Below are 26,063 nucleotides of genomic sequence, written 5' to 3' on the forward strand. Positions count from 1 at the left end.
CCGATTGGCCGCCCTTTTTTATTTCTCGAACAGGGCGATGGATTCGACGTGCGCCGTATGCGGGAACATGTTGACCACACCGGCGGCTTTCAGCGCATAGCCCTTATCGTGCACCAGCACTCCGGCATCGCGCGCCAGCGTGGACGGGCTGCACGACACGTAGACGATCCGATTCGGTCCGTCTTCCGTCAGTGACTTGATCACTTCAGCCGCGCCGTCGCGCGGCGGATCGATCAGCATCTTGTCGAAATGCCCCAATCTTTTCAGGCCGGTGGCATCCGTCTCAAACAGATTCGCCTCGACAAACCGTGCCCGCGCCGATAGCCTGTTGACCTCCGCATTAGCCTGCGCTCGCTGCACCAGGGCGGCGCTGCCTTCGACCCCCACCACGTCGGCGCCGCGCCGGGCGATCGGCAGGCTGAAATTGCCCAGCCCGCAGAACAGGTCGGCGATGCGCTCGCCCGGCTTCGGGTCGAGCAAGTTGATTGCGCGCCGCACCAGCACGCGGTTGATATCCGGGTTGACCTGGGTAAATTCAGTGGGCCGGAACGGCATCACGATGCCGAAATCCGGCAAGGTGTAGTTGAGCTCCGGCGCATCCAAAGGATAAAACGGGTGCACCGTTTCGGGACCCTTGGTCTGCAGGAAGAACTGGACCCGGTGCCGATCCGCGAATGCCCGCAGCAGTGCTTCATCCTGCTCATTCAACGGGTCCATGATGCGCAACACCAGCACGTCGACATCCTGACCCAGCGCCACTTCCACCTGAGGCAAACGCTCGCGGATGGAAAGCTGCTCGACCAATGCGCGCAGCGGCATGAGCAGGGCGGAAATGCGTGGAGGCAGCACTTCGCAGGTCTCCATGTCGGCGATAAAGCTGCTGCGTTTTTCATGGAAGCCGACCAGAACGCGCTCTTTCTTGCGCACATATTTAACCGACACCCTCGCCCGGTGGCGATAACCCCAAGGCGGACCATAGATGGCGGGCAGCATTTCCTCCGCCCGTACCTTGCCGATATGCCACAGGTTGTCTTCCAGGACGCGCTGCTTGGCCGCGACCTGCGCCCCGGCCTCCATGTGCTGCATGCTGCAGCCGCCGCACAGGCCGAAATTCGGGCAGCGCGGCGTGACGCGCATGAAGCTGGGCTTGAGGATTTTCGTTGCCGTGGCCTGCTCGTAACTGGGCTTCTTCTTGAAAGTGGAATACTCCACCGTTTCGCCGGGTAAGGCGCCTTCGATGAAGATGGTTTTGCCGTCGACATGGGCGACACCGCGCCCTTCGTGGTCGAGAGATTCAATGATGGTCTTGGGATTCAATTTGAAAAACCTGTAAATATAGGGTGCAGCACCGGTGCAAAAGATGCGTGAGACGCACCTTACTCCAGCTGCGGTTCAAAAGATTTTATTAGTCATTTCCACAGAGCCAGGAACTCCTGCCAGTGCGGCGCATCGGACTTGCTCAAGGTGGTGCGCACCAGATCGCACTCGGACTGATACGCCTCGCGCGTCAATGCACCGCGCATCAGCTGAAAACGCAGGTAAACCAGGTAAGTATTGGCGACGTCGGTTTCGCAATAATTGCGGATACCGTCGATCTCGCCGTTCTGAAACGCATCCCAGACTTTCGAGCCATCCATGCCGAGCTTGCCGGGCAGGCCGACCAGTTGCGCGATCTGGTCCAGCGGCGCATTGGCGCGCGGCTGGTAGAGTGCGAGCAGGTCCATCAGGTCGAGATGGCGGCTATGGTAACGGCTGATGTAGTTGTTCCACTTGAATTCGCGGTCATCCTCGCCCATGTCCCAGTAGCGCGGCGCCTGGATGCCGTGGATCATGGCCCGATAGTGCAGCACCGGCAGGTCGAAGCCGCCGCCGTTCCACGACACGATCTGTGGCGTGTATTTCTCGATGCCTTCGAAGAAGCGGCGGATCAGCTCTGCCTCGTCGTCCTCGGGGTTGCCCAGCGACCAGATGCGGAAGCTGTCGCGCTCGCGCAGGGCACAGGAGATCGCCACCACACGCTGCACGTGCAGTTGCAGGAAGTCGCTGCCGGTTACCTGGCGGCGTTGGTGAAAGGCCATCTCCGCCACCTGGGCCGAGTCGATTTCATCCCCGAGCCCGTTGAGTTTGCGCAGCCCCTCGATGTCAGGGACTGTTTCAATATCGAATACCAGAACGGGGGTCACTATTTTCGTACCCATGCCCCGGCGTGATTCTGATGCCACCATCCCGACGCGGCCTTCTGCACCCAGCGCTGGGCGAAGGTGGTGCGTATCTCCTCCTCCCATTCCGGATGGCCGTTGGCGCGTGCAATCTCGCGATACAGGGCCTGGCGATCCTGGTTCTCTGCCGCAACCAGGCCGTTCACCGCCTGCCGTTGCGCCAGCGGCACCAAGGCAGCATCGCGCATCGCAATCAGGCCGTCGTGAGTCAGGCCGACCGCGCCGCTGGCATAGTGGCCGGCAAGCTGGTCATGACGCTGCTGCATGGTCATTTTCAGGCTGCCGATGGCAGGCGTGTTGATTTCAAGGTCGGCTGCGGCAAATACCAGAAAAGGCATCCACAGCAGAGCAACAAGCATCCACAAACGAAGAATCTGGCTGTACATTGTGACCTCCTATTTCTGTTCGTCCGGTTTGGCCGGTGCCGGTGCTTCGCCCTGTTTCTTCAGCTGCCACACCTCATCAATGATCTTGTCGGCAGCCTTTTCTGCTGCCGCTGCGGGAAAATAGATGTTGATGGTGACGCACGCCGAAACCGTCGCAGCCAGCAACACGGCCATAGCCATGGGTAATGTTCTCATTAAATCTCCTTTGCTTCTTTACTGGATAACCGGCTTCACATTCTTCTGGGTGACCCGCTTCAGCCGCTCCAGCAACTCGTCCCAACTCACCTCGCGATTGTAACCGATTACGCTGATCGCCGGTATGCCGCCGCCCTTCACGATAACGTAGCCATGCGGCGCCGGCTCGACACCGTCCATCATGCACACCCCATTGCGCAGCACGCAGGAAAGGCCGATCCGGTCATAACCGAACTGCTCGAAGAAGCTCAGAAAGCTGCGCTGTATCGCGGCGGCCGCCCCGGCGCCACCCAGAGACGAAATGCTCTGCACTGCCTTCTGGCTGATCTTCTTCGGATAGTTTCCGGGGCTGCTTGCCACTTTGGCATCGAACTTCACCGGACGCCAGTTCGACAGCTCCAGCCCAGCCACCGCAACGTCGATGCGCCCCTGCATGTTGCCGAAGGAAAAGGCACTTGTCAGCAGATCGAGATCAAGGTTACGCATGTCGAGAGTAGCCGACAGGCGTGGAACGCGACCGAAAGGTTCTAACAGCGAGAGATCTTTGACCACGACAGTACCGTCGAACACCTTGAACAACAAGGCGCCATCCACCTTGAGATTGCCGCCGGCATAGCTGACGGCGGGGATGATGCCGGACAGCGTGCCATGCATGAGCGGCAGTTTCGATGCCTCGCTGAAACGCTCCATCGAAACAGGCGCGAGGCCCCCGCTGAAGCGCCACTGCCAGGCGCCATCGATACGGCTGGCAGTGAAGCCATCGACATTGATCCTGCCATCAAGCAGCGGAATGGAAAAGTCGGGTGTGATGATCTGCCATCCTCTCGTCGTCAGCGGCACCCTTGTTTCGCCCAGAGCCAGGCGCAAAACCTCACCGCTCCGGAAACCAAGCTCCGCCTGACGCTCTTCCTTGTTCGACCACGGAATATGGGCGCTCATGCCATGCAGCGCGAAGCGCTGGTCCTCGTCGACGAATTCGGCAGCGCGCAGGTTCAGGTCGAAGTCGGTGGTCACGCCGTCGCGGTAGAGCCACGCCAGATCGGCGGCGCCCTTGGCCTGCAGCTTGGCGAAGGCGGTTTTTTCCAGAAAAGGTTTGAGCAGCACCTTATACAGCCCGGCCACGTCGATGCCCGCCGCCTTAAGATCGAAATCCGTCAGGCCCCGGCCCGCTGTGCCCCATGCACCTGAAAGCTGAGCCTCTCCCACTCCCGCCAACCGCAGGTTGCCCTGGCTGACGCGCAACGTGTCCGCTTCCAGGCTGCCCTGCCCGGCAAAACGATGGCCACCATCGGCAAAATAAAGCGGCTGCCAGAAGGCCTCGCCGGACTTCCAGTCCACCTCGCCCCGCCATAGCCAGCTGTCTTTCCGGCGCGACGCATCGCATCGCACCCCGCCACCAATTTTCTCGCCGGCATGCAGTCCGCTGGCATCGGCAAAAGCAATATCCTTGAACACCGCATCGGCAATGACGCTTCCCAACCCAGTACGGCTGCCGTCCAGGCTGATGCTGCCACTCCACGTTCCCGCAGTGGGTCGAATACCACCCTGCGGCAGAAATCCGGCCAGCCGCATGACCTGCCCGTTGCGGGCCTCTATCCGGACTTTCCAGCCGGGCTTGCCCCATTGCGAGCCAAGCTGCCAAGTCTCACCATGAGGAAAATCCAGAGTCAGCCCCAGCGTTTTTGACTGCTGCTGATAAACGAAGCGTATCGGCAACTTTTCACCCAGATCCAGTTCGCCCTGGTCGCAGCGGATCACGCCATTATTCCATTGTGTCTTTACGCAGGTCAGGCGCACCTTGCGCCATGTCCGATCACGCAGGGAAAGCTCCCCGATGCGCGCCTCGAAACGGGAAAAATCCGGGCCGTCCAGCGTGGCGCTAATCGCCTTGGCGTGAAAAGCGGGTGAAGAGATGTCGTCGACGCTCAGCGTGATTTGCCCGGCCTGGACAACGGGAGAAAGCAACGCGAACAGAATCAGGGCTCGGACAGGCAGAGCCCACGGCCAGGAAGACTTCATTCCGTAGATTCAGGCCGGGAAAACGCCGGTGGAGAGGTAGCGGTCACCCCGGTCACACACAATGGACACGATGACTGCGTTTTCGGTTTCCGCCGACACTCTGAGCGCAGCCGCCAATGCGCCGCCGGACGAGATGCCGGCGAAAATACCTTCCTCCGCCGCCAGCTGGCGCGTGATTTCCTCGGCCTCCTGCTGGCCGACTTCGATCAGCCGGTCCACTCGCTTGAAATCGCAGATTTTCGGCAGATAGGCCAGAGGCCACTTGCGAATGCCGGGAATCTGCGAGCCTTCGGACGGCTGAACGCCGATGATCTGGATGTCCGGATTCTGTTCCTTGAGGTAGCGCGAGCAGCCCATGATGGTGCCGGTGGTGCCCATGCTGCTGACGAAATGGGTGATTTTTCCCTGAGTGTCGCGCCAGATTTCCGGGCCGGTGCCCTCGTAATGGGCTTGCGGGTTGTCCGGGTTGGAAAACTGATCGAGGATGATCCCCCGACCCTCGTCGCGCAAACGGTTGGCCGCGTCGATCGCGGCTTCCATGCTGCCTTCCTTCGGCGTCAGCACGATTTCCGCGCCGAAGGCGCGCATCACTTGACGCCGCTCCATGCTCATATGCTCCGGCATCACCAGTACCATTTTGTACCCGCGCATCGCCGCCGCCATCGCCAGGGCGATGCCTGTATTACCGCTGGTCGCCTCGATCAGGGTGTCGCCCGGCTTGATCTCGCCGCGCGCCTCTGCCTGCTGAATCATGAAAAGCGCCGGCCGGTCCTTGACCGAACCGGCCGGGTTGTTGCCTTCCAGTTTGACCAGCAGGGTGTTGCCGGTATTGCCTGGTAATCGTTTCAGCTTCACCAGTGGCGTATTGCCAACGAATTCCTCGATGCTTTTAAACATTCTTGCCTGTTCCTTGTGTGCTTTGTGGAGCAACCCCATATAGCTGGTCGCATTCGCTGATTACACCCGCCATGGTCACGCAATTCCCGCCGTTTTTCTTGGAATACCCAACCGCCCGCCCAGCCCTGGCATACAACTCTTGGCGGCTTTCCCCCGGTAACAGCATGGCTACACCAAAGCTGGCGGTCAGAGGGCGTGTCATGGGCAGGATAAACTGCCCTTCCAGCTCCATTCTCAGCCGTTCAGCCACAATCAGCGCGCCCATTTCGTTGGTTTCCGGCAGCAGCATGGCAAACTCCAATCCGCCGTAGCGTGCTGCCAAGTCGGTGGTGCGCACCGAGTGAGTGATAACCGTCGCTACATGGTGCAGCAGTTCATCCCCCACTTCACGGCCGTAGTTTTCATTGACCCCGCCGAAGTCATCCATCTCCATCAATATCAGTCCCAGCGGGCGGCGATACCGTTCCCATCGGCCGATTTCTTCGGCGATACGGTCATCCAGGCTTCTGCGGTTAGCCAAACCGGTCAGGGTGTCCTGGCGCTTGAGCGTTTCGACCTCCTCCAGTGCTTTTTGCAGCGCCTGATTGCGTCGCGCTAGAGTGCGTTCCGTATCCTCCAGTTCCCTGCCCAGCCGATCGATCACGCCATTGAGCTGGGGGAAAGCCGAAATGCCCACCTCGGCGGCGAGCAGCCATCCTGATCCGGTACGGTAGATGCTGCCGGACAGAGCACCCCAGCCATCCGACAAACCCGCAAGGACGATAGGTCCGCTGTATGCCTTGCCGTCCAGCCTGACTTCTGCCCGGCTGAGCTCTGCCCTATCCGGCTTGGCCAGGCGCACGCCGGCTCCCTCCGTCTTCGCTTCCGCTGCTACGGAAAGAAAACCCTGATTGAACTCGACAACCCCGCCTTCCTCATCCAGCACTGCTATGGCTATGGCATGAAGGCCCATCGCCCAGGACGGAATCAGCATTTCTCCTGCATCAGACAAACGCAGCTCACTTTCTATTTAATACCAATTTGTTCAATTTAAAGCATTTGCCCGAAACACTCAAACATACCCCGCAAATAACAACAGCCCCGCAAGCGGGGCTGTTTTAGTAATGCTTCGGTAGCAATTACTTCTTGTCAGCAGCTTTCTTGATGTCATCTTTCTTGGCAGCCTTGTTGTCCGCCTTGGCTGGCACCGCTTCCTTCCTGGCTTCCGGTTTGGCCTTTCTTTCAGCCTTGGAGGGTGTAGCACCACCGTTCACCGTCAGGTCGGCGCGCAGACTGTCCACCGTCTTTTTGCCAAAACCTGGCACCTTTTCCAGATCATCCACCGACTTGAACGGGCCATTCTTGACGCGATAGTCCATGATCGCTTTGGCTTTCACCGGACCGACGCCCTTCAGAGTATCGAGTTCAGATTCGCTGGCGGTATTCAGATTGACCGGACCGGCAAAAGCAGCAGTAACAAATGCTAAACAGGCGATCAGGATAAGAAACAGTTTTTTCATGAAAATCCCCTTGGGTTGATTAACAAAACAGACTTGCAACCCTCTTAACGCCGTAGCGCTACGCGCGTTGACGCAGATGACCCACATAGCGCTCCACACCCTGCTCCACGGTCAGGAATGGCTCATTATAGCCTGACGTGCGCAGCGCGGAAATGTCCGCCTGGGTGAAGCTCTGGTACTTGCCCTTGAGCGCCTCGGGAAAGGTGACGTATTCGACCAACCCCTGCGCCTGCATCTCCTTCAGGCCAAGCGGCGCTTCGCCCTTGGCCTTGCGGCATGAATTCACGGCCGCAACTGCCACGTCGTTGAAAGTTTGGCTGCTGCCGGTGCCGAGGTTGAAGATGCCGGATTGCTCGGGGTGATCGAGGAACCACATGTTGACCTTGACCACATCCTCCACCGACACGAAATCTCGCCGCTGCTCGCCGTTGGCATAGCCATCGCAGCCTTCAAACAGCTTGACCTTGCCTTCGGCCTGGTACTGGTTGAAGAAATGGAAGGCGACCGAGGCCATGCGCCCCTTGTGCTGCTCACGCGGTCCATACACGTTGAAATAGCGAAATCCGACGATCTGCGAGGTTTTGTGCTGCCACATGCGGCGCACGTACTGGTCGAGAAGGAACTTGGAATAGCCGTAGACGTTGAGCGGTCCCTCGTGCTCGCGCGACTCGCTGAACACCGTGCCGCCGCCGTAAACGCTGGCCGAGGAAGCGTACAGCAATGGCACATCCTCGTTCTGGCAATAATCCAGCAGCGACACGGTATAGCGGTAGTTATTCTCCATCATGTAGCGGCCGTCGGTCTCCATGGTATCGGAGCAGGCACCCTCGTGAAATACAGCGGCAACCTCGCCCTCGAATGCACCATCGAGGAACAGATCGAGGAAATCCTCCTTGTCCAGATAATCGGCGATCTCGCAATCCACCAGATTCTTGAATTTGTCAGCCTTTTTCATATTGTCCACCGCGATGATGTCGGTGATGCCGCGGTCGTTCAGACCCTTGACGAGGTTGGCGCCGATGAAGCCGGCCGCGCCGGTAACGATGTAGTACATGGCTTATCCTTTATTTATTCAATTCTGCAATCAGTTCTTCACGGCTCACCACCGCGGTGCCGAGCTTGCCGACCACGATGCCGGCAGCAAGATTGGCGACGCGCACCGCCTCCGGCAGGCTGGCGCCGCCCGCCATCATCACGCCCAAGGTGGCGATCACGGTGTCGCCTGCGCCGCTGACGTCGTAAACCTCTCGTGCCAGGGCATGTTCATGTACCGTGCCTGCTTCGCGGTAGAGCGTCATTCCTTCTTCGCTACGAGTCACCAGCAGCGCCTGCAAATCGAGCTCTTGACGCAGTTGCTGTGCTTTCTTCGCCAGTTCTTCCTCGTTTTTCCAGCTCCCCGCCACTTCGCGGAATTCACCCCGATTAGGCGTCAACAAGGTGGCTCCCTGGTAGCGCGCGTAATCATCGCCCTTGGGGTCGACCAGCACCGGTTTACCTGCCAGGTTGGCCAGCGCTATCATTTGCTTGATATGAGTCAACCCACCCTTGCCGTAATCCGACAGGATCACCACATCGGCGTCGGCCAGCATTTTCTCGAAATCCGCCAGCTTGCTGAGCAGCACCTCGTGACTTGGCTGAGTCTCGAAATCGATACGCAGCAGCTGCTGCTGCCGCCCGATCACGCGCAGCTTGATGGTGGTATCCAGACCCGCGTCGCGGTGCAGCACCACGTTGACGTTCTCGTTATGCAGCAGACGGGCCAGGCTATCACCCGCCTCGTCCTTGCCCGCCACCGACAGCAGGGAAACCCTGGCACCCAGCGCCGTGGCATTGCGAGCCACGTTGGCGGCGCCACCCGGCCGCTCCTCGGTGCGACTTACGTGCACCACCGGCACCGGCGCCTCGGGCGAGATACGGCTCACCTCGCCAAACCAGTAACGGTCGAGCATGATGTCACCCACGACCAGGACGCGGGCATTTTCGAAGTTAGGTAATTTCATAGATTAGCAATGAGTCATGGGCAATGGGTGATGGACTGAGGTTTTCATCACCCATCCCTCCTCACCCATTACGTTATTTACAACCGCCCGATGCCGAAATACTCGACCCCATGGGCACGCACATCCTTCGGATCGTACAAATTGCGGCCGTCGAAGATCACCGGGTTCTTGAGCTTGGCTTTGAGCGCGGCGAAATCCGGCGCGCGGAACACTTGCCACTCGGTGACGATGGCCAGTGCATCCGCCCCCTCCAGGGCCGCCATCTGTGTATCCACCAGTTTCAGGCGAGGATCGTTGCCAAAAATTCGCGTGGCCTCATGCATCGCCACCGGATCGTAGGCTGTCACGGTAGCGCCACGCTCCCACAACCCCTTGATCAGCACACGGCTGGGGGCGTCACGCATATCATCGGTGTTGGGCTTGAATGCAAGGCCCCAGAGAGCAATATTCTTGCCGCTGAGGTCGTCCCCGAATCTGGCGGTGATCTTGTCGAGCAGCACTTCCTTCTGGCGCTCGTTAGCCACTTCCACGGCATTCAGGATACGCAGCTCGCTGCCGTATTCCTTGGCGGTACGCTGCATGGCCTGCACGTCCTTGGGGAAACAGGAACCGCCATAGCCACAGCCGGCATAGAGAAAATGGTAGCCGATGCGCGGATCGGAGCCGATGCCGTGGCGCACGTTCTCGATGTCGGCGCCCATTTTCTCGGCCAGCAACGCCAGCTCGTTCATGAACGAGATGCGGGTGGCGAGCATGGCGTTGGCGGCATACTTGGTGAGTTCGGCGGACTTGATGTCCATCACGATCAGGCGGTCGTGGTTGCGGTTGAAGGGTGCATACAGCGAGCGCATCAGTTCCACGGCACGGGCATCCTCGGCACCGAGGACGATGCGGTCGGGACGCATGAAGTCATCCACTGCCGCACCTTCCTTGAGGAATTCCGGGTTGGATGCGATGCTGAATTCGAGCTGGGTACCGCGCTTGCTCAACTCTTCCTGAACTGCGACACGGACTTTGTCGGCAGTTCCCACCGGCACCGTGGACTTGTCCACGATCACTTTGTATTCCTGCATGTTCTGGCCGATGGCACGAGCCGCGGCAACCACGTACTGCAGGTCGGCGGAGCCGTCCTCGTCCGGCGGCGTGCCTACGGCGATAAACTGGATAGTGCCGTGCCTTGCACTCTCGGCCATGTCAGTGGTGAAGCGCAGACGGCCTGCGGCCACGTTGCGCTTCACCATGTCTTCCAGACCCGGCTCATAAATCGGGATCCCGCCCTGCTTGAGGATATTGATCTTGTTCACGTCCACGTCCAGGCACAATACATCGTTGCCCACTTCCGCCAGGCAGGTGCCTGTCACCAGGCCGACATAGCCGGTGCCGATCACGCTAACTTTCATTGTTTTTCTCCACTAGTAAGGTCAAGATTGATTTGCTGTAGAACCTGCAGGGGATCGGCCGCCTTGGTAATGGGCCGGCCGATCACCAGATAATCCGAGCCAAGGAGGATTGCCTCCAGCGGCGTAACGATCCGCACCTGGTCGTCCTGCGAGGAGTTCGCCGGACGAATTCCGGGCGTCACCAGGCAAAAATCTGCCCCCAGTTCTTGCCGCAGCGGCTGTGCCTCCTGCGCGGAACACACCACCCCATCCAGACCGCTGGCCTGCGCCAGCTTCGCCAACCGCAGCACGGTATCTCGCGGTTCGCCGGGTATGCCCAGTTCATTCAAATCCGCCTGGCCCATGCTGGTCAGCACGGTCACCGCAATCAACTTGGGCCGTGAGGCCACGTCTTCCAGGGCTACACGCGCAGCTTCCATCATGCGTCGCCCGCCCAGCGCATGGACATTGACCATCCACACGCCAAGCTGGGCCGCTGCCTTGCAGGCGCTTGCCACGGTATTGGGGATATCATGGAATTTCAAATCGAGGAAAACCTCGAATCCACGCTGGATGAGCGTCTCTACCAGCACCGGGCCGCAGGCGGTGAACATTTCCTTGCCGACCTTGAGCCGGCACAGTTTGGGATCGAGCCTGTCCACCAGCGCCAGTGCGTCCTTCTGCACAGAGAAATCGAGAGCGACGATGATTTTGGGATTGTTCATGATTACATTAAGTCCTGCATACTGGCCTTAACCAGCACTTCGGTTTCCTCGCTACGACGCGGAGGATAGGTTTCCCACTTACCGCAGGCAGGGCAATGCCAGAAATACTGGCGCGCTCTGAAACCGCAGTTCTCGCAGCGATACAACGCCAGTCCGGCGGAATGCTGATGAATTAAATTATGCACCAGCTGCAAATCCTGCCTGCGCTCGGCAGGGGCTTCCATCAGTTGCGCCTCCAGCAGCCGGTCGAGGCCGCGCATGCTGGGATTACGTCGCAACTCGTCGCGCGCCAATTGGTAGGCGACCTGCGGCCCCTCGGTTTCCAGTACTGCCTGGAAGATCACGTTCAGCATATCCAGCGAGCCGTAGCGAGCAAGGTAGCCGCGCAGCAGATCCATGCCTTCGGCAAACCGGTCAAGCGTACGATGGCTCGCCAGAAGGCGCTCTGCCACCAGAGCGAGGTGTGCCGGATTTTGCGTTTCGACTCGCTTCCAGCATTGGATCGCAGCCTCGTGCCGCCCTTCGGCGATTTCAATGTCGCCATGCAGAATGTTGGCGCGCACGCTGTCGCGATTCACCCGCAGCGCTTCATCCAGATGCTCGCGTGCCGCGGCATGGTCGGAATGGGCAATCTCGCTGGCCGCCAGTTCACAGTAAAAATGTGCGATCTCGATCTGGTAGGAGCGGCTGGAAATCTCGCCCAGCCTGCGCGCCGCCTCGACTGCCTTGAGCCAGTCTTTTTCCAGCACATAGATTTCCAGCAGGTATTTCAGCGCCCCACTAGAGTAGCGAGTTTGCTGCAACTCGCTGAAGACCTGCTCGGCACGATCCAGCAAGCCCGCTTTCAGGTAATCCTGACCCAGTTCGTTCATCGCGGTCAGTTTCTTTTCCTCTTCCAGGTCGTTGCGCTCCAGCAGGCTCTGGTGCATGCGAATGGCGCGCTCCACCTCGCCGCGCCGGCGGAACAGGCTGCCGAGTGCAAATTGCAACTCGACTGTTTCGTTATCGGCCTTGGCGATTTCGATGAAAGCCTCGATCGCCTTGTCGGTCTGCTCGTTGAGAAGGAAGTTCAGCCCCTGAAAATAGGAAGCGGGCAGCCTGCGTGATTCCGACAGGACATGCTTGATATCGATCCGCGCCGCCATCCAGCCCAGGCTAAAAAACAACGGGAAAGTCAGGAGCCACCAGTATTCGAATTCCATCTTTATTTGTTATGAGTAATGGGTAGGAGGAATAAGATGAGTATCACTCATTCCTCATCACTCTTGTCCGCCTGCGCCCTGGCCCGCATTTCCCGCTTCAGGAAAAAAATCTCGCGTCGCTGCCTGAAGATGAAACCCAGGCTGGCCGCCACACCGATCGCAACACCGGCGATGAGAAACACCAGCAGCACCAGAACCAGCGGCGCCTGCCACTGGTACCCCAAATAATAATTGACCACGACGGTGTCGCTGTTCTTCACTGCAAAGCCCAAGGCCAGCAGGAACAGAACGAAACCAAACAACCAGGACAAGTAGCGCATTATTTCTCAATCATTAAAACAATAAAAAGGCGGCATGATCTTTCGATTATGCCGCCTTGCCTTACGGTTAGTCAGTAACCCAACTTGCCCGCTTTAACTGGCATCAACCCGCTCGCGCAATTCCTTGCCGGCTTTGAAGTGTGGCACGTACTTTTCAGGCACGCTCACCTTGCCGCCGGTTTTGGGATTGCGACCAACTCTGGGTGGCCGGTAATTCAGGCTAAAACTGCCGAATCCCCGGATCTCGATCCGCTCGCCCTGGGACAAGCTATCGCCCATTGCGTCGAGGATCGTCTTCACCGCCAGCTCAGCGTCCTTTGTTACCAGTTGCGAGTAACGCATTGCCAGCTTCGAAATAAGCTCCGATTTTGTCATAAGCTTGACCTTCCGAGGTTTGATTGTTATTGGCCAGTTTGCTTAGTATCCATCTTGGCCTTCAACAACGCCCCAAGGTTGGTGGTGCCAGCAGCACCGGTATCGCTAGCCGACATCTTCTGCATCACATCAGCCTCGTCCGCCATATCCTTGGCCTTGATGGACAGGTTGATATTGCGGTTCTTGCGATCGATATTAATGATCTTGGCTTCGACTTCGTCGCCTTCCTTCAGGTGAGTACGAATGTCTTCGACACGGTCGCGAGACACTTCGGAAGCACGCAGGTAGCCTTCCACTTCGCCGTCGAGCGTGATGACTGCACCCTTGGCATCTGCCGACTTGACGATACCCTTGACGATGCTGTTTTTGTCGTTCATGGCAACGTAGTTGGTGAACGGATCGCCTTCCATCTGCTTGATACCCAGGGAGATGCGCTCGCGCTCGGCGTCAATCGCCAGTACCATGGCTTCGACTTCATCGCCCTTCTTGTAGTTGCGCACGGCTTCTTCGCCCGGCATGTTCCAGGACAGGTCGGACAAGTGCACCAAGCCATCGATGCCGCCAGGCAGGCCGATGAACACACCGAAGTCGGTGATGGACTTGATCTGGCCAGAGACTTTGTCACCCTTCTTGTGGGTAACGGCAAAATCATCCCAAGGGTTGGATTTGCACTGTTTCATGCCTAGGGAGATGCGGCGGCGCTCTTCGTCGATTTCCAGGATCATGACTTCGACTTCGTCGCCCAACTGCACCACCTTACCCGGATGCACGTTCTTGTTGGTCCAGTCCATTTCGGAGACGTGCACCAGACCTTCGATGCCCTGCTCGATCTCGACGAATGCACCGTAGTCGGTCAGGTTGGTGACCTTGCCGAACATGCGGGTGCCCTGCGGGTAGCGGCGGGACAGATTGACCCAAGGATCGTCACCCAGCTGCTTGACGCCCAGGGAAACACGGTTCTTCTCCTGGTCAAACTTGAGCACCACGGCTTCAACTTCATCACCCACAGCCAGCACTTCGGAAGGATGCTTGACGCGGCGCCAGGCCAGGTCGGTGATGTGCAGCAAACCGTCAACACCACCCAGATCCACGAACGCGCCGTAGTCGGTGATGTTCTTGACGATACCCTTGACGACCATACCTTCTTTCAGGTTGCCCAGCAGTGCCTGACGCTCTGCGCCCAGGCTCTGCTCCAGCACTGCCTTGCGCGAAACCACAACGTTGTTACGCTTGCGGTCCAGCTTGATAACCTTGAATTCCATTTCCTTGTTTTCGTAGGGGGTAGTGTCCTTGACCGGACGAATATCCACCAACGAACCCGGCAGGAAGGCACGAATACCATTGACCATCACGGTCAGTCCGCCCTTGACCTTGCCATTGACCATACCGCTAACCAGCGTACCCTCTTCCATGGCGGCTTCCAGATCCAGCCAGGCGGCGACGCGCTTGGCTTTCTCGCGCGACAGCTTGGTCGAACCGTAGCCATCCTCCAGCATTTCGATCGCAACCTTGACGAAATCGCCCGGCTTCACTTCGATTTCACCCTTGTCGTTCTTGAATTCGTTGGCGTCAATGACGCTTTCGGATTTCAGGCCGGCATTAACCACCACGCTGTCGTTATCGACACGCACGACCTCGGCGGTGATCACCTCGCCGGCGCGCATTTCCTGGTGGGACAAACTCTCTTCGAACAGAGAGGCGAAACTTTCAGTGGATGGTGAAACAGAAGGGGAAGCAGTAGTCATTGTTTAAAAAACCTGAAAAAGCCCGTCAATCAACGGGGTTAGTTATCACCCGCCAGAAGTTTCTAACAGCCTGAAAAGGGAAACATGCCGCGGCAGCGAAAGAAATGTTTCAACCGACAAAACTGTTGGAGCTTGAGGCGCCTATTCGGACACGAACCTGCTTGAACCTGGTCAGCACCTCGTCCACCGCTTCGACAATGGTCATGGAACTAGTATCCAGCAGGCTGGCATCCGCACATTTTTGCAATGGGGCCACACTCCGCGCGCTGTCGCGCTCATCGCGTTGCCTGATGTCATGCAAAATCTGTCTAATATTAGCATGCATTCCTTTTTCCTTCAACTGTTTATACCGGCGATCAGCCCGCACCTCAGCGCTAGCGGTCAGAAATATTTTGAGCATCGCCCCAGGGAACACCACCGACCCCATGTCGCGGCCGTCCGCAACCAGCCCCGGAGACTTGTGGAAGGCACGCTGCAGATCCAGCAGTGCCGCACGCACCCGGGGATAAGTAGCGATACGCGAAGCCCCGTTGCCGCACTCTTCGGTACGAATCGCATCTCCCACCTGCGCGCCATCCAGCCACACCTCATTGCCCTCGAAACGGATGACCAGCCCTTCCGCCAAGCGCACCAAACCCTCCTCCTCGTCGAACGACACGCCGTGCCGACCTGCCGCCAAGGCCAGCAACCGGTACAAGGCGCCGCTGTCGAGATAGTGAAAGTTCAGCGCCTGGGCGACGAGTTGTGCCACCGTGCCTTTGCCGGACGCGGAGGGGCCATCGATGGCGATGACCGGGATTTCAGGTGAGGGGTGAGGAGTGAGCGATGCGGGGCTGGTCATCATCATTTTTCTTCAGGTCGTTTTCGCAATTGAGCTCAGGCGTTCGAAATAATCCGGGAAAGTCTTGGCAACGCACTTGGGGTCGTTGATCCTGACCGGCACGCCGCCTAACGCCACCAGAGAAAAGCACATCGCCATGCGGTGATCGTCGTAGGTGTCGATGCTGGCGTGAGAGGTGAGGCGTGAAGCGTCAGGTGGGGTAACACGGATGTAGTCCGGCCCTTCCTCCACGGTTGCGCCGACCTTGCGTAGCTCGGTCGCCATGGCGGCGATGCGGTCGGTTTCCTTGACCCGCCAGCTGGCGATGTTGCGCAGGGTGGTCGTACCGTCGGCGAACAGGGCGGCCATCGCCAAGGTCATTGCGGCATCCGGGATATGGTTGCAGTCGAGATCGAGAGCCTTGAGTTTCCCGCTCGTGGGGGCGTGCGCCTCGATCCAGTTGTCGCCCATAGAAACTTCGGCGCCCATCTGCGCCAGCGCCTCGGCGAAGCGCACGTCGCCCTGGATGCTGGACTTGCCCACGCCTTCGACCCGCACCGGTCCACCGCCAATCGCACCAGCAGCCAGGAAATAGGAGGCAGAAGAAGCATCTCCCTCGACGTGGATCACGCCAGGGCTGAGGTACGTCTGACCGGCATGGATGGTGAACGCCTGCCAGCCCTGGCGCTCAACCTCGACACCGAAGCGGCGCATCAAATTCAGCGTAATCTCGATATACGGCTTGGAGATCAGTTCGCCGATCACCTCGATGGTCACCTCCTGCCGCGCCAGCGGAGCGGCCATCAGCAGTGCCGTGAGGAACTGGCTGGACACGTTGCCGCGCACCTGGACCCGGCCTGACGCCTGGATCGCTGCCGGCTTGACAGCAAGCGGCGGATAGCCATCGTTGCCAAGGTAGACGATATCCGCACCGAGCTGGCGCAACGCATCGACCAGGTCGCCGATCGGCCGCTCGTGCATCCGCGGCACCCCACTCAATCGGTATTCGCCGTGAGACAGCGCCAGAGCGGCAGTAAGCGGACGAAAGGCAGTGCCGGCATTACCCAGAAACAAATCGGCCAACTTCACCGGAAACTCGCCGCCCACGCCCTCCACCCGGTAATCCCGGCTGCCGTCGTGCTGCACCCAGTTGACGCCCAGTTGCTTGAGTGCAGCCAACATATGCTGGGTGTCGTCGGAGGCGAGCAGGGCCTTGACCTCAGTGACGCCCTCGGCCAGAGCCGCCAGCAGCAGGGTGCGATTGGAAATGCTTTTCGACCCGGGCAACAGTATGGTGCCGCTGACACGGGGAATGGGAGAAAGATCGATATATTCCATTTTAGAGTCCTAACCACAGAGGCACAGAAGCACAAAGGCAGAGTTTTTCATTCAATTTTCTCCATGTCTCTGTGGTTCAGGGTTTTTATTGTTTTGCTATCCACTTGTTGCGTACCGTACTGGCATGGCTGAAAACCTGCTCCAAACCCGCCCCATCACCCTGCTCCAGCATGGCATGCAGACGGTCAAGCTGCGCCTGGTAAACCTCGAGCTCCTTGAGCAACGCAGCACGATTGGCCAGGCAGATGTCGCGCCACATTTCCGGCGAACTGCCGGCGATCCGGGTGAAATCGCGAAAACCACCGGCGGCATAGCTGAACAGCTCCTCGCTGTTGGTGCGCGAAGCGATGTCCTCGACCAAAGCAAACGCCAGCAGGTGCGGCAAATGGGAAACCGCGGCGAAGACCTTGTCATGGGCCTGCGGTGTCATTTCCCTGACCGTCGCCCCGCAGGCCTCCCATAGGGCACGCACCGTGCGCACTGCCGAAGGGTTGATCTCGGACATGGGCGTAATCACCACGTTGCGGCCCCGGTACAGCCCGGCACTGGCGGCAGCCGCTCCGCTCTTTTCGGCACCGGCGATCGGGTGGGCTGGCACGAAGCGCGCAAGGTGACCCTGCAGATGCTGCTGCGCCAGCGCCACCACATCGCATTTGGTACTGCCGGCATCGGTGACGACGGTCTGCGCCGACAGATGCGGAGATATCAATGCCATCACCGCCGCCATCTGCCCGACCGGGACGGCCAGCATCACCAGATCTGCATCTTGCACCGCGCTGGCAGCGTCAACCGCAGCCCGGTCGATCACCCCAAGACGCAGTGCCTCCGCCAGATTTCCCGCAGTACGTCCGACGCCGACGATTTCCTTCACCGCTCCAGACTCGCGCAAGGCCAGTGCGAAGGATCCGCCGATCAGTCCGACGCCAAAAATGACGAGTTTATTAAGCTGGAAACCCATGTCAAACGCCTGGCCAAAAATAGGCGCCTCTAGGCGACTTGGATAAACGCGGACTGGCGCGTTGATGGGTTAATCGGCGTTCATCGGCGTTCATCGGCGGTAGTCTAAATCGTCCGTCCGATCGCCCCGGCAATCGCGCTCAGACTGACCATCAAGTCTTTCAGCTCCTGCGGGGTAAGCGCCTGATCCGCATCGCACCAGGCTTCGCAGGGATTGGGGTGCATTTCCACCAACAGGCCGTCGGCACCGGCGGCAATGGCCGCACGGGAGAGCGCCGGTACCATCCACGCCTTGCCGCCCGCGTGGGATGGATCGACGATCACCGGCAGGTGGGTTTCCTTTTTCAGCACCGGAATGGCAGTCACGTCCAGCACGTTGCGATAGTAGGTTTCATAGGTGCGGATGCCGCGCTCGCAGAAGATGATGTTGTGGTTGCCGCCCGCGGCAATATATTCCGCCGCCATCAGCCATTCGGAGATGGTCGCCGACATGCCGCGCTTGAGGATCACCGGCGTATTGACCTTGCCGACTTCCTTGAGCAACTCGAAATTCTGCATGCTGCGCGTGCCAATCTGGATCACTTCGACGCCGTACTCGAGGAAGGTATCGAGCTGGCGTGCATCCATCAACTCGGTAACGATAGGCAGGTTGTATTTTTCAGCTGCCGTGCGGAACATCGCCAGGCCTTCCACGCCATGCCCCTGAAAGGCATAGGGGCTGGTACGCGGCTTGAAAGCACCGCCGCGCATCAAGCGGCACCCTGCGGCATGCACTTCCTTCGCCGCTGCAGCCATCTGCTCCGGCGTTTCCACTGAACACGGACCGGCGATAATCTGTATCTGATTTCCACCCAGCGGGATGCCCTTGATGTCGATCACGCTGTCCTGTTTGTGCCATTCCCGCCCAACGATTTTGTAGGGCTTGACGATATGCATGGCCTGCTCAACGCCCGGCAGGGCTTCGAAATACTCCTGCTCCAGTTTGCGCTCGTCGCCGATGGCGCCGATCACAGTACGCTCGGTGCCTCGCGAAATATTGGCGTCCAGACCAGCTTCCTTGATTTTATTGACGACGCCGTCGATCTGTTGCTCGGTTGCGCCACTGTTCATTACGATAATCATTTTTCCATCTCCTTAAGTGCCCGTTCCAGGGCCTGCAAAAATACCTTGTTTTCCCCTTCCAGCCCGACGCTGACGCGCAGGTGTTCAGGCAATCCATAATTGGCGACCGGTCTCACAATCACGCCCTGCTTCAGCAAACTGAGATTGATAGCAGCGGCATTGCCCACTCGCACTGCGACAAAGTTGCCATAGGACGGAATGTAAGCCAGCCCCAAGCGCTTGAAGCCATCCGTCAGCTGCACCATGCCGGCACGGTTAATTGCCAGACATTCGTCAAGAAAGGCGTCGTCCTGCATCGCCATCACCGCCGCCGCCTGAGCCAGGCTGTTGACGTTGAACGGTTGCCGCACCCGGTTCAGCATATCCGCAACTGGTTTACCTGCCAGCGCATAGCCCACGCGCAAGCCGGCCAGACCGTAAGCCTTGGAGAAAGTGCGGGTGACGATCAGATTCGGAAAGCGTTTCAGCCAGCCGACACTGTCGCTTTTCATCGCATCGGGCAGATATTCGGTGTAAGCCTCATCCAGCACCACCAGGACATTCTCCGGCACGCGCTCGATCAATCCAAGCAGTTGCGCGGGGTCCAGCAGCGTACCCGTAGGATTGTTGGGATTGGCGATAAACAGAACGTGGGTATCGCGCTCGATGGCCGCTAGCAGCGCCTCGGGGTCGTGGCCGAAATCCTTCGCCGGCGCCTCGATACCGCGTGCGCCGACCGCCTGGGTCGCCAGTGGATAAACGGCGAAAGCATGCTGACTGTACACTGCTGAGGACTGGGGCGTCAGAAAGGCCCGTGCCACCAGCTCCAGTACGTCGTTGGAGCCGTTGCCCAGAACGATCTGCTCAAGTCCGACACCATGCCGTTCAGCCAGTGCGGATTTCAGCGTAAAGCCGTTGCCATCCGGATAGCGCGCGAGCTCCATGATCACATTTTCGATCGCCGCCAGCACGCGCGGACTGGCGCCGAGCGGGTTCTCATTGGAAGCCAGCTTGACGATGTCGCTTTCTGGCAGACCCATTTCCCGGGCCACTTCGGCAATCGGTTTGCCCGGCTGGTACGGCGCAATGGCGCGGATGTAACCTGGTGCTAGTTCACTCAAATCCATCTCAAAGTTCAGTCGTTTGATTTTTAATATGTTTAGTTTAAAGTACCGCCACGGGATAGGAGCCGAGGATTTTCAGGAAGGCCGCCTTGTCGGCGAGCTCAGCCAATGCTTGAGCAACCTTCTCATCCAGGCGATGCCCTTCCACATCCACGAAAAATACATACTCCCAAAGCCCCGAGTGGGAAGGACGGGATTCCAGCTTGGTCATGCTCACTTCGTGCCGGGCGAGCGGCGTCAACAGCTCGTACACTGCACCCGGACGGTTCCTGGAGGACATCGCCAGCGAAGTTTTATCCCGACCGGAGGGCGCGGCATCATGCTGGCCGATCACCAGAAAGCGGGTAGTATTGTCAGGCTTGTCCTCGATATTTTCCGCCAGCTTTTCCAGACCGTAATGCTCCGCTGCAGCCTCGCCCGCAATCGCTACCGCAGCACCATCCTCAGCAGCCAAACGCGCCGCCTCTGCATTGCTCACCACCGCCACGCGCTCCACGCCCGAAAGATTCTGGTTAAGCCACTCGTGGCACTGAGCGAGGGACTGCGCATGCGAATAGACTTTCTCTGCCTTGCCCGTTGCCCCCACCTTGCGCAGCAAAAACTGGTGCACCCGCAGATCGACCTCGCCACACACCTGAAGGGGCGTCTGCAACAGCAGATCCAGGGTAGTTCCGACCGCGCCGCCAGTGGAGTTTTCCACCGGCACCACGCCGTAATCCGCCAGCCCCGCTTCCACCTCGCGGAACACCTCGTCGATCGAGGCGCAGGGTCGAGTCAGTGCGGCATGGCCGAAATGCTTGATGGCCGCTGCCTGTGTGAAAGTGCCTTGCGGCCCGAGGAATGACACCGAGAGAGGCTGCTCCAGCGCCAGACAGGCCGACATGATCTCGCGGAACAGGCGCGCTACGGTCTCGTCTGAAAGGGGGCCGGAATTGCCTTCCTTGATCCGGCGCAGCACCTGCGCTTCGCGCTCGGGGCGATAAACAGTGCCATCTTTCAGGACGCCAATCGCTTTGGCATGCTCTGCGCGCTGATTCACAAGCTTCAGCATCTCGCTATCGATTGCGTCAATGCTGGCGCGGTGTTGTGAAAGTTCCTTATCCATGTTTCTGCTCAAACTCGCGCATGAAATCCACCAGGGCTTGCACCCCTTCCAGTGGCATGGGATTGTAGATCGAGGCGCGCATCCCGCCCAGCAGGCGGTGGCCCTTCAGCTGCGCCAGACCGCGCGCCTTGGACTGCTTGAGAAACTCCTCGTCCAGCGCCGCATCCTTGAGGGTGAAAGGCACGTTCATGCGCGAGCGACTGCCTTTTGCCACCGGGCAATGGTAGAAACCGCTGCTGTCCAGGTAACCGTAAAGCAGCGCGGCCTTGGCATTGTTGCGTTTGTCCAATTCTGCCAGCCCGCCGAGGCGCTTCAGCCACTTGAACACCAGGCCAGCGATATAGAACGAATAGGTAGGCGGGGTGTTGTACATCGAATTGTGGTCGGCATGGACCTTGTAATCGAACATCGTCGGCGTGCCGGGCAGCGTCTGGCCAATCAGGTCTTCGCGCACGATCACGATACACAAGCCGGCCGGACCGATGTTCTTCTGCGCGCCGGCATAAATCAGGCCGAAGCGGGAAACATCCAGCGGGCTGGACAGGATGTTGGAGGACATGTCCGCCACCAGCGGCACGCCGCCGGTTTCCGGTATCCAGTGGAACTCCACGCCGCCGATGGTCTCGTTCGGGGTGTAATGAACATAGGCGGCATCCTGGCTCAGGCGCCATTTATCCTGGGTGGGGGCATAGCTGAATTTGGCGTCTTCCGAGCTGGCGGCGACGTTCACCGTGCAGTACCGCTCCGCTTCCTCGATCGCCTTGCCCGACCATACGCCGGTATTGACGATGTCCACGGTTTTTTTGCCGCGCAGTAAATTCATCGGCACCATGGCGAACTGGCTGGAAGCCCCGCCCTGCAGGAACAGCACCTTGTAGTTGGCGGGAATACCCATCAACTCGCGCAGATCGGCCTCGGCCTGGGCGGCAATGCCCATGAATTCCTTGCCGCGATGGCTCATCTCCATCACCGACATGCCGCAACCCTGCCAGTTAAGCATCTCGTCGCGCGCCTGCTCCAGGACTTCCTCCGGCAATGCGGCGGGACCGGCACCAAAGTTATAAATCCGTTCCATACACTCAAATCCTTGTCTCACCGCAGAGGACGCGGAGGATGACGAGGTTAGATTTTAAATTCTTCCTCTGCGTCCTCCGCGTCTCCGCGGTTATATTTCTGCGTCTGTACCTTCCGAGTCCGCTTCCACCACCCGCTCCAGCCCGATCAGCTTCTCGCCCTTGTCGAGGTTGATCAGGGTCACGCCCTGAGTGGCACGACCCATCTCGCGGATTTCACTGACTCGGGTACGGATCAGCACGCCACCGGTGGTGATCAGCATGATCTCATCTTCAGCATTCACCAGCGTCGCCGCCACCACCTTGCCGTTACGCTCGGAGGTCTGGATCGCGATCATGCCCTGGGTACCGCGGCCATGGCGGGTGTATTCCGCGATCGAGGTGCGTTTGCCGTAGCCGTTTTCGGTAGCGGTGAGCACCGACTGGGTCTCGTTCTCCGCCACCAGCAGGGAAATCACCTTCTGTCCCTTGCCTAGTCGCACACCCATCACGCCACGCGAAACGCGACCCGTGGCACGCACGGCGGCCTCGTCGAAACGCACTGCCTTGCCGCCATCGGTAAACAGCATCACGTCATGCTGGCCATCGGTGATGTCCACACCGATCAAATAGTCGTTCTCGTCCAGATTAATGGCAATAATGCCCCGCTTCATCGGCCGGGAGAAGTCTGACAGAGGCGTCTTCTTGACGATACCGCTGGCGGTCGCCATGAAAATAAAATGGCCGTCGTCGAATTCCTTGACCGGCAGGATGGCGTTGATCTTTTCGCCTTCATCCAGTTGCAGCATGTTAACGAACGGCTTGCCGCGCGATCCCCGACTGCCCTGCGGCACTTCGTAGACCTTGATCCAGTAGACCTGGCCACGGTTGGAGAAGCACAAAATGTAGTCGTGGGTGTTGGCGATAAACAGCTTCTCGATGAAATCCTCTTCCTTCATCGCCGTCGCCTGCTTGCCGCGCCCGCCGCGCTTCTGGGCGCTATAGTCCTCGAGCGGCTGAGATTTGATGTAGCCGCTGTGCGACAAAGTCACCACCATGTCCTGTGGCGTGATCAGGTCTTCCATGCTCAAATCCTGAGCGTGAACGATGATCTCGCTGCGGCGCTTGTCGCCGAACTGCGCCTTGATCGCGGTGAGTTCCAGGACAATGATTTCGGTGATGCGTTGGGGCTTGGCGAGGATGTCGAGCAGATCGGCGATCTTTTCCATCACCTCCCTGTACTCGGACACGATCTTGTCCTGCTCCAGGCCGGTCAAGCGCTGCAGGCGCAGCTCCAGGATCGCCTGCGCCTGGGCGTCGGAAAGACGGTAGCCCTTTTCAGAAAAACCGAATTCGGGCGCCAGGCCTTCAGGGCGCGAGGCATCGGCGGCGGACCGCGCCAGCATTTCTTCCACCAGCGGCGAGCGCCAGACCTGCCCCATCAGCCCCTGCTTGGCGGCTGACGGTGTGGCCGCCGCCTTGATCAGGGCGATCACGTCGTCCACATTGGACAAGGCCACCGCCAGTCCTTCCAGAATATGGCCACGTTCGCGCGCCTTCCTGAGCTCGAACACGGTGCGCCGCGTCACTACCTCGCGCCGATGGCGCAGGAAAGCATCGAGCATCTGCTTCAGATTGAGCAGGCGCGGCTGACCATCCAGAATCGCCACCATGTTCATGCCGAAGGTGTCCTGCATCTGGGTCTGCTTGTACAGGTTGTTCAGGACCACTTCCGGTACTTCGCCACGCTTCAGCTCAAGCACCATGCGCATACCGGACTTGTCCGACTCGTCGCGCAGGTCGGAAACCCCCTCGAGCTTTTTCTCGCGCACCAGCTCGCCGATCTTGATCAGCAGGTTGGCCTTGTTCACCTGGTAGGGCAGCTCGTCGACGATAATCGCCTGCCTGCCACCGACCTTGTCGATATCCTCGAAATGGGTGCGGGCGCGCATGATCACCCGGCCGCGACCGGTACGGTAGCCCTCCTTGACGCCGATGGTGCCGTAAATGATGCCCGCCGTCGGGAAATCAGGCGCCGGCACGATCTCGATCAGCTCCTCGATATCGGTCTCTGGCTTTTCCAGCAACAACAAGCAGGCATCCACGATCTCGTTCAGGTTGTGCGGCGGGATGTTGGTCGCCATGCCCACCGCGATGCCCGAGCTGCCGTTGATCAGCAGGTTGGGGATCTTCGACGGCAGCACCAGCGGCTCGTGCTCGGAACCATCGTAGTTCGGGCCGAAATCCACCGTTTCCTTGTCCAGGTCAGCGAGCAATTCGTGAGCGATCCGCGCCATGCGGATCTCGGTGTAACGCATCGCGGCAGCATTATCGCCATCGACCGAGCCGAAGTTACCTTGGCCGTCCACCAGTGGGTAGCGCAGGCTGAAATCCTGGGCCATGCGCACGATGGTGTCGTACACTGCGGTGTCGCCATGGGGGTGATATTTACCGATCACGTCGCCGACGATACGCGCCGACTTCTTGTAAGCCTTGTTCCAGTCGTTGGACAGCTCGTGCATGGCGAACAGTGCACGCCGGTGCACCGGCTTGAGGCCGTCGCGCACATCGGGCAGCGCCCGTCCCACGATCACGCTCATGGCGTAGTCGAGGTAGGAACGGCGCATTTCTTCTTCGAGGCTGACCGGGAGGGTTTCTCTGGCGAATTGTTCCATGGATGCTCAGTTTCTTTAAAACTTACTTGTTGATATACGAAAACAAAATGTTAGCGATTTTAGCATACCGGCGCATCTCAGGCCAATCTGAAGGGCCACCGTTGTTTTGGCAGTTTCCATATCTATGGTGTATGATAAGATCATCATTATGGTTAGATATCTGATCCCGATAATAAAGCAAGCCCAAACAACAATAGTGCTAAATTTTTTAATGGAGAACTAAATAATGAAAATCTCGCTGGTAAAACAACTTGTTTTAGGCCTCACGCTTGCAACTGGCATTTCTGCCGTCAGCGCCGCTTTCGCGCACGACGTACCTAACGCCGGCTACCTGAACGACACCCGCGGCAACGTGGTCAAGAACAACTACAACCAGTGCTGGCGTACCGGCTACTGGACCCCGGCCATGGCGACTGCCGAATGCGATCCTGATTTGGTGGCGAAGGCAGAGCCGAAGAAAGAGGCGCCGAAAGCCGTAGTACCCGCACCCGTTGCAGGCCCTGAAGCCCCTGCTGTAAAGGCGTCATTCAAGGCTGAAACCCTGTTTGATTTCGACAAGGCTGTGGTCCGTGCAGAAGGCAAGAAGGAACTGGATGACAAAGTGGTCGCCAGCATGAAGGCCCACCCCGAAGTGGAACTGCTGCTGGTAACTGGCCATGCCGACCGCATCGGCACCGACAAGTACAACCAGAAGCTTTCCGAGCGCCGCGCTGCCGCCGTCAAGACCTACCTGGCTGACCAGGGCATTGCTGCCGACCGCATCAAGGCTGTAGGCAAGGGTGAATCCGAGCCTAACCCCGATGCTGACACTGTCAACAAGTGCAAAGGTAAGAAAAAGACCAAGAAGCTGATCGAGTGCCTGCAACCCGATCGCCGTGTTACCGTCGAGCCTGAAATCCAGGTCCCGACCAAGAAGTAAGCTTCCCAGGT

Annotated in this window: 25 protein-coding genes; 1 reads left to right on the plus strand and 24 read right to left on the minus strand. The window is 58.9% G+C overall.

Going from position 1 to position 26,063, the window contains the following annotated elements:
* Positions 1-18: 18 nt before the first annotated feature.
* From rlmD to gyrA, 24 genes are all read right to left on the minus strand, one after another.
* A complete protein-coding gene (gene rlmD / locus SCT_RS07205; RefSeq protein WP_059421005.1) occupies positions 19-1,317 on the minus strand; it encodes a 23S rRNA (uracil(1939)-C(5))-methyltransferase RlmD in 1,299 nt (432 codons plus the stop codon).
* Positions 1,318-1,409: 92 nt separating this feature from the next.
* Positions 1,410-2,183 (minus strand): 3'-5' exonuclease, encoded by a 774-nt coding sequence (locus SCT_RS07210; protein ID WP_059421407.1) that lies wholly within the window; start codon positions 2,181-2,183, stop codon positions 1,410-1,412.
* Complete coding sequence (locus tag SCT_RS07215) at positions 2,183-2,605, minus strand: YdbL family protein (RefSeq protein ID WP_059421007.1); 423 nt, start codon at positions 2,603-2,605, stop codon at positions 2,183-2,185. The genes SCT_RS07210 and SCT_RS07215 overlap by 1 nt, the downstream gene beginning before the upstream one ends.
* Positions 2,606-2,614: 9 nt before the next feature.
* The gene (locus SCT_RS07220; RefSeq protein ID WP_009206165.1) at positions 2,615-2,800 is read right to left on the minus strand and encodes a hypothetical protein; all 186 of its coding nucleotides are present in this window, start codon (positions 2,798-2,800) and stop codon (positions 2,615-2,617) included.
* Positions 2,801-2,818: 18 nt separating this feature from the next.
* Positions 2,819-4,819 carry a hypothetical protein gene (locus tag SCT_RS07225; RefSeq protein ID WP_059421010.1) on the minus strand — a complete coding sequence of 667 codons (2,001 nt, stop codon included), beginning with the start codon at positions 4,817-4,819 and terminating at the stop codon, positions 2,819-2,821.
* A 9-nt stretch (positions 4,820-4,828) separates the two neighbouring features.
* Entirely contained in the window at positions 4,829-5,716 is an 888-nt protein-coding gene (gene cysM / locus SCT_RS07230; RefSeq protein ID WP_059421012.1) for a cysteine synthase CysM, read from the minus strand.
* Entirely contained in the window at positions 5,709-6,689 is a 981-nt protein-coding gene (locus SCT_RS07235; RefSeq protein WP_059421016.1) for a GGDEF domain-containing protein, read from the minus strand. The genes cysM and SCT_RS07235 overlap by 8 nt, the downstream gene beginning before the upstream one ends.
* Positions 6,690-6,834: 145 nt before the next feature.
* Positions 6,835-7,215 (minus strand): ComEA family DNA-binding protein, encoded by a 381-nt coding sequence (locus SCT_RS07240; RefSeq protein ID WP_059421019.1) that lies wholly within the window; start codon positions 7,213-7,215, stop codon positions 6,835-6,837.
* 58 nt (positions 7,216-7,273) lie between these two features.
* Positions 7,274-8,269 carry an ADP-glyceromanno-heptose 6-epimerase gene (gene rfaD / locus SCT_RS07245; RefSeq protein WP_059421020.1) on the minus strand — a complete coding sequence of 332 codons (996 nt, stop codon included), beginning with the start codon at positions 8,267-8,269 and terminating at the stop codon, positions 7,274-7,276.
* A 10-nt stretch (positions 8,270-8,279) separates the two neighbouring features.
* The gene (gene rfaE1, locus SCT_RS07250) at positions 8,280-9,215 is read right to left on the minus strand and encodes a D-glycero-beta-D-manno-heptose-7-phosphate kinase (RefSeq protein ID WP_059421021.1); all 936 of its coding nucleotides are present in this window, start codon (positions 9,213-9,215) and stop codon (positions 8,280-8,282) included.
* A 77-nt stretch (positions 9,216-9,292) separates the two neighbouring features.
* Positions 9,293-10,615, minus strand: coding sequence for a UDP-glucose/GDP-mannose dehydrogenase family protein (locus tag SCT_RS07255; protein ID WP_059421023.1), 1,323 nt, complete (start codon positions 10,613-10,615; stop codon positions 9,293-9,295).
* Positions 10,612-11,319 (minus strand): orotidine-5'-phosphate decarboxylase, encoded by a 708-nt coding sequence (pyrF, locus tag SCT_RS07260; RefSeq protein WP_059421025.1) that lies wholly within the window; start codon positions 11,317-11,319, stop codon positions 10,612-10,614. The genes SCT_RS07255 and pyrF overlap by 4 nt, the downstream gene beginning before the upstream one ends.
* Before the next feature lie 2 nt (positions 11,320-11,321).
* On the minus strand, positions 11,322-12,521 hold the full coding sequence (gene lapB / locus SCT_RS07265) for a lipopolysaccharide assembly protein LapB (RefSeq protein ID WP_059421026.1): 1,200 nt from the start codon (positions 12,519-12,521) through the stop codon (positions 11,322-11,324).
* Positions 12,522-12,568: 47 nt separating this feature from the next.
* Positions 12,569-12,841, minus strand: a complete 273-nt coding sequence (locus tag SCT_RS07270; protein WP_059421028.1) for a lipopolysaccharide assembly LapA domain-containing protein — start codon at positions 12,839-12,841, stop codon at positions 12,569-12,571.
* Between the two features lie 93 nt (positions 12,842-12,934).
* Positions 12,935-13,216, minus strand: a complete 282-nt coding sequence (locus tag SCT_RS07275) for an integration host factor subunit beta (RefSeq protein WP_059421030.1) — start codon at positions 13,214-13,216, stop codon at positions 12,935-12,937.
* Positions 13,217-13,242: 26 nt separating this feature from the next.
* Positions 13,243-14,961: a 30S ribosomal protein S1 gene (gene rpsA, locus SCT_RS07280; protein ID WP_059421032.1), complete on the minus strand. Its 1,719-nt coding sequence runs from the start codon at positions 14,959-14,961 to the stop codon at positions 13,243-13,245.
* 109 nt (positions 14,962-15,070) lie between these two features.
* Entirely contained in the window at positions 15,071-15,808 is a 738-nt protein-coding gene (cmk, locus tag SCT_RS17485; protein WP_305809666.1) for a (d)CMP kinase, read from the minus strand.
* Between the two features lie 6 nt (positions 15,809-15,814).
* Positions 15,815-17,119 carry a 3-phosphoshikimate 1-carboxyvinyltransferase gene (aroA, locus tag SCT_RS17490; protein WP_059421034.1) on the minus strand — a complete coding sequence of 435 codons (1,305 nt, stop codon included), beginning with the start codon at positions 17,117-17,119 and terminating at the stop codon, positions 15,815-15,817.
* Between the two features lie 85 nt (positions 17,120-17,204).
* Positions 17,205-18,077 carry a prephenate dehydrogenase/arogenate dehydrogenase family protein gene (locus SCT_RS07295; protein WP_059421036.1) on the minus strand — a complete coding sequence of 291 codons (873 nt, stop codon included), beginning with the start codon at positions 18,075-18,077 and terminating at the stop codon, positions 17,205-17,207.
* A 104-nt stretch (positions 18,078-18,181) separates the two neighbouring features.
* Positions 18,182-19,198, minus strand: a complete 1,017-nt coding sequence (gene aroF / locus SCT_RS07300) for a 3-deoxy-7-phosphoheptulonate synthase (RefSeq protein ID WP_059421038.1) — start codon at positions 19,196-19,198, stop codon at positions 18,182-18,184.
* Positions 19,195-20,304 carry a histidinol-phosphate transaminase gene (gene hisC, locus SCT_RS07305; RefSeq protein ID WP_059421040.1) on the minus strand — a complete coding sequence of 370 codons (1,110 nt, stop codon included), beginning with the start codon at positions 20,302-20,304 and terminating at the stop codon, positions 19,195-19,197. Before hisC ends, aroF begins: the two co-directional genes overlap by 4 nt.
* A gap of 37 nt (positions 20,305-20,341) precedes the next feature.
* Positions 20,342-21,406, minus strand: coding sequence for a prephenate dehydratase (pheA, locus tag SCT_RS07310; RefSeq protein ID WP_059421042.1), 1,065 nt, complete (start codon positions 21,404-21,406; stop codon positions 20,342-20,344).
* Positions 21,399-22,481: a 3-phosphoserine/phosphohydroxythreonine transaminase gene (gene serC / locus SCT_RS07315; RefSeq protein ID WP_059421044.1), complete on the minus strand. Its 1,083-nt coding sequence runs from the start codon at positions 22,479-22,481 to the stop codon at positions 21,399-21,401. The genes pheA and serC overlap by 8 nt, the downstream gene beginning before the upstream one ends.
* 90 nt (positions 22,482-22,571) lie before the next feature.
* Positions 22,572-25,133: a DNA gyrase subunit A gene (gyrA, locus tag SCT_RS07320; protein WP_059421046.1), complete on the minus strand. Its 2,562-nt coding sequence runs from the start codon at positions 25,131-25,133 to the stop codon at positions 22,572-22,574.
* A gap of 226 nt (positions 25,134-25,359) precedes the next feature.
* On the opposite strand from gyrA, the gene SCT_RS07325 reads away from it, so the two are divergent.
* Positions 25,360-26,052: an OmpA family protein gene (locus tag SCT_RS07325; RefSeq protein WP_059421048.1), complete on the plus strand. Its 693-nt coding sequence runs from the start codon at positions 25,360-25,362 to the stop codon at positions 26,050-26,052.
* Positions 26,053-26,063: the final 11 nt, after the last annotated feature.

The organism is Sulfuricella sp. T08 (genome assembly GCF_000971475.1).
In the GTDB taxonomy this organism is placed as follows: domain Bacteria; phylum Pseudomonadota; class Gammaproteobacteria; order Burkholderiales; family Sulfuricellaceae; genus Sulfuricella.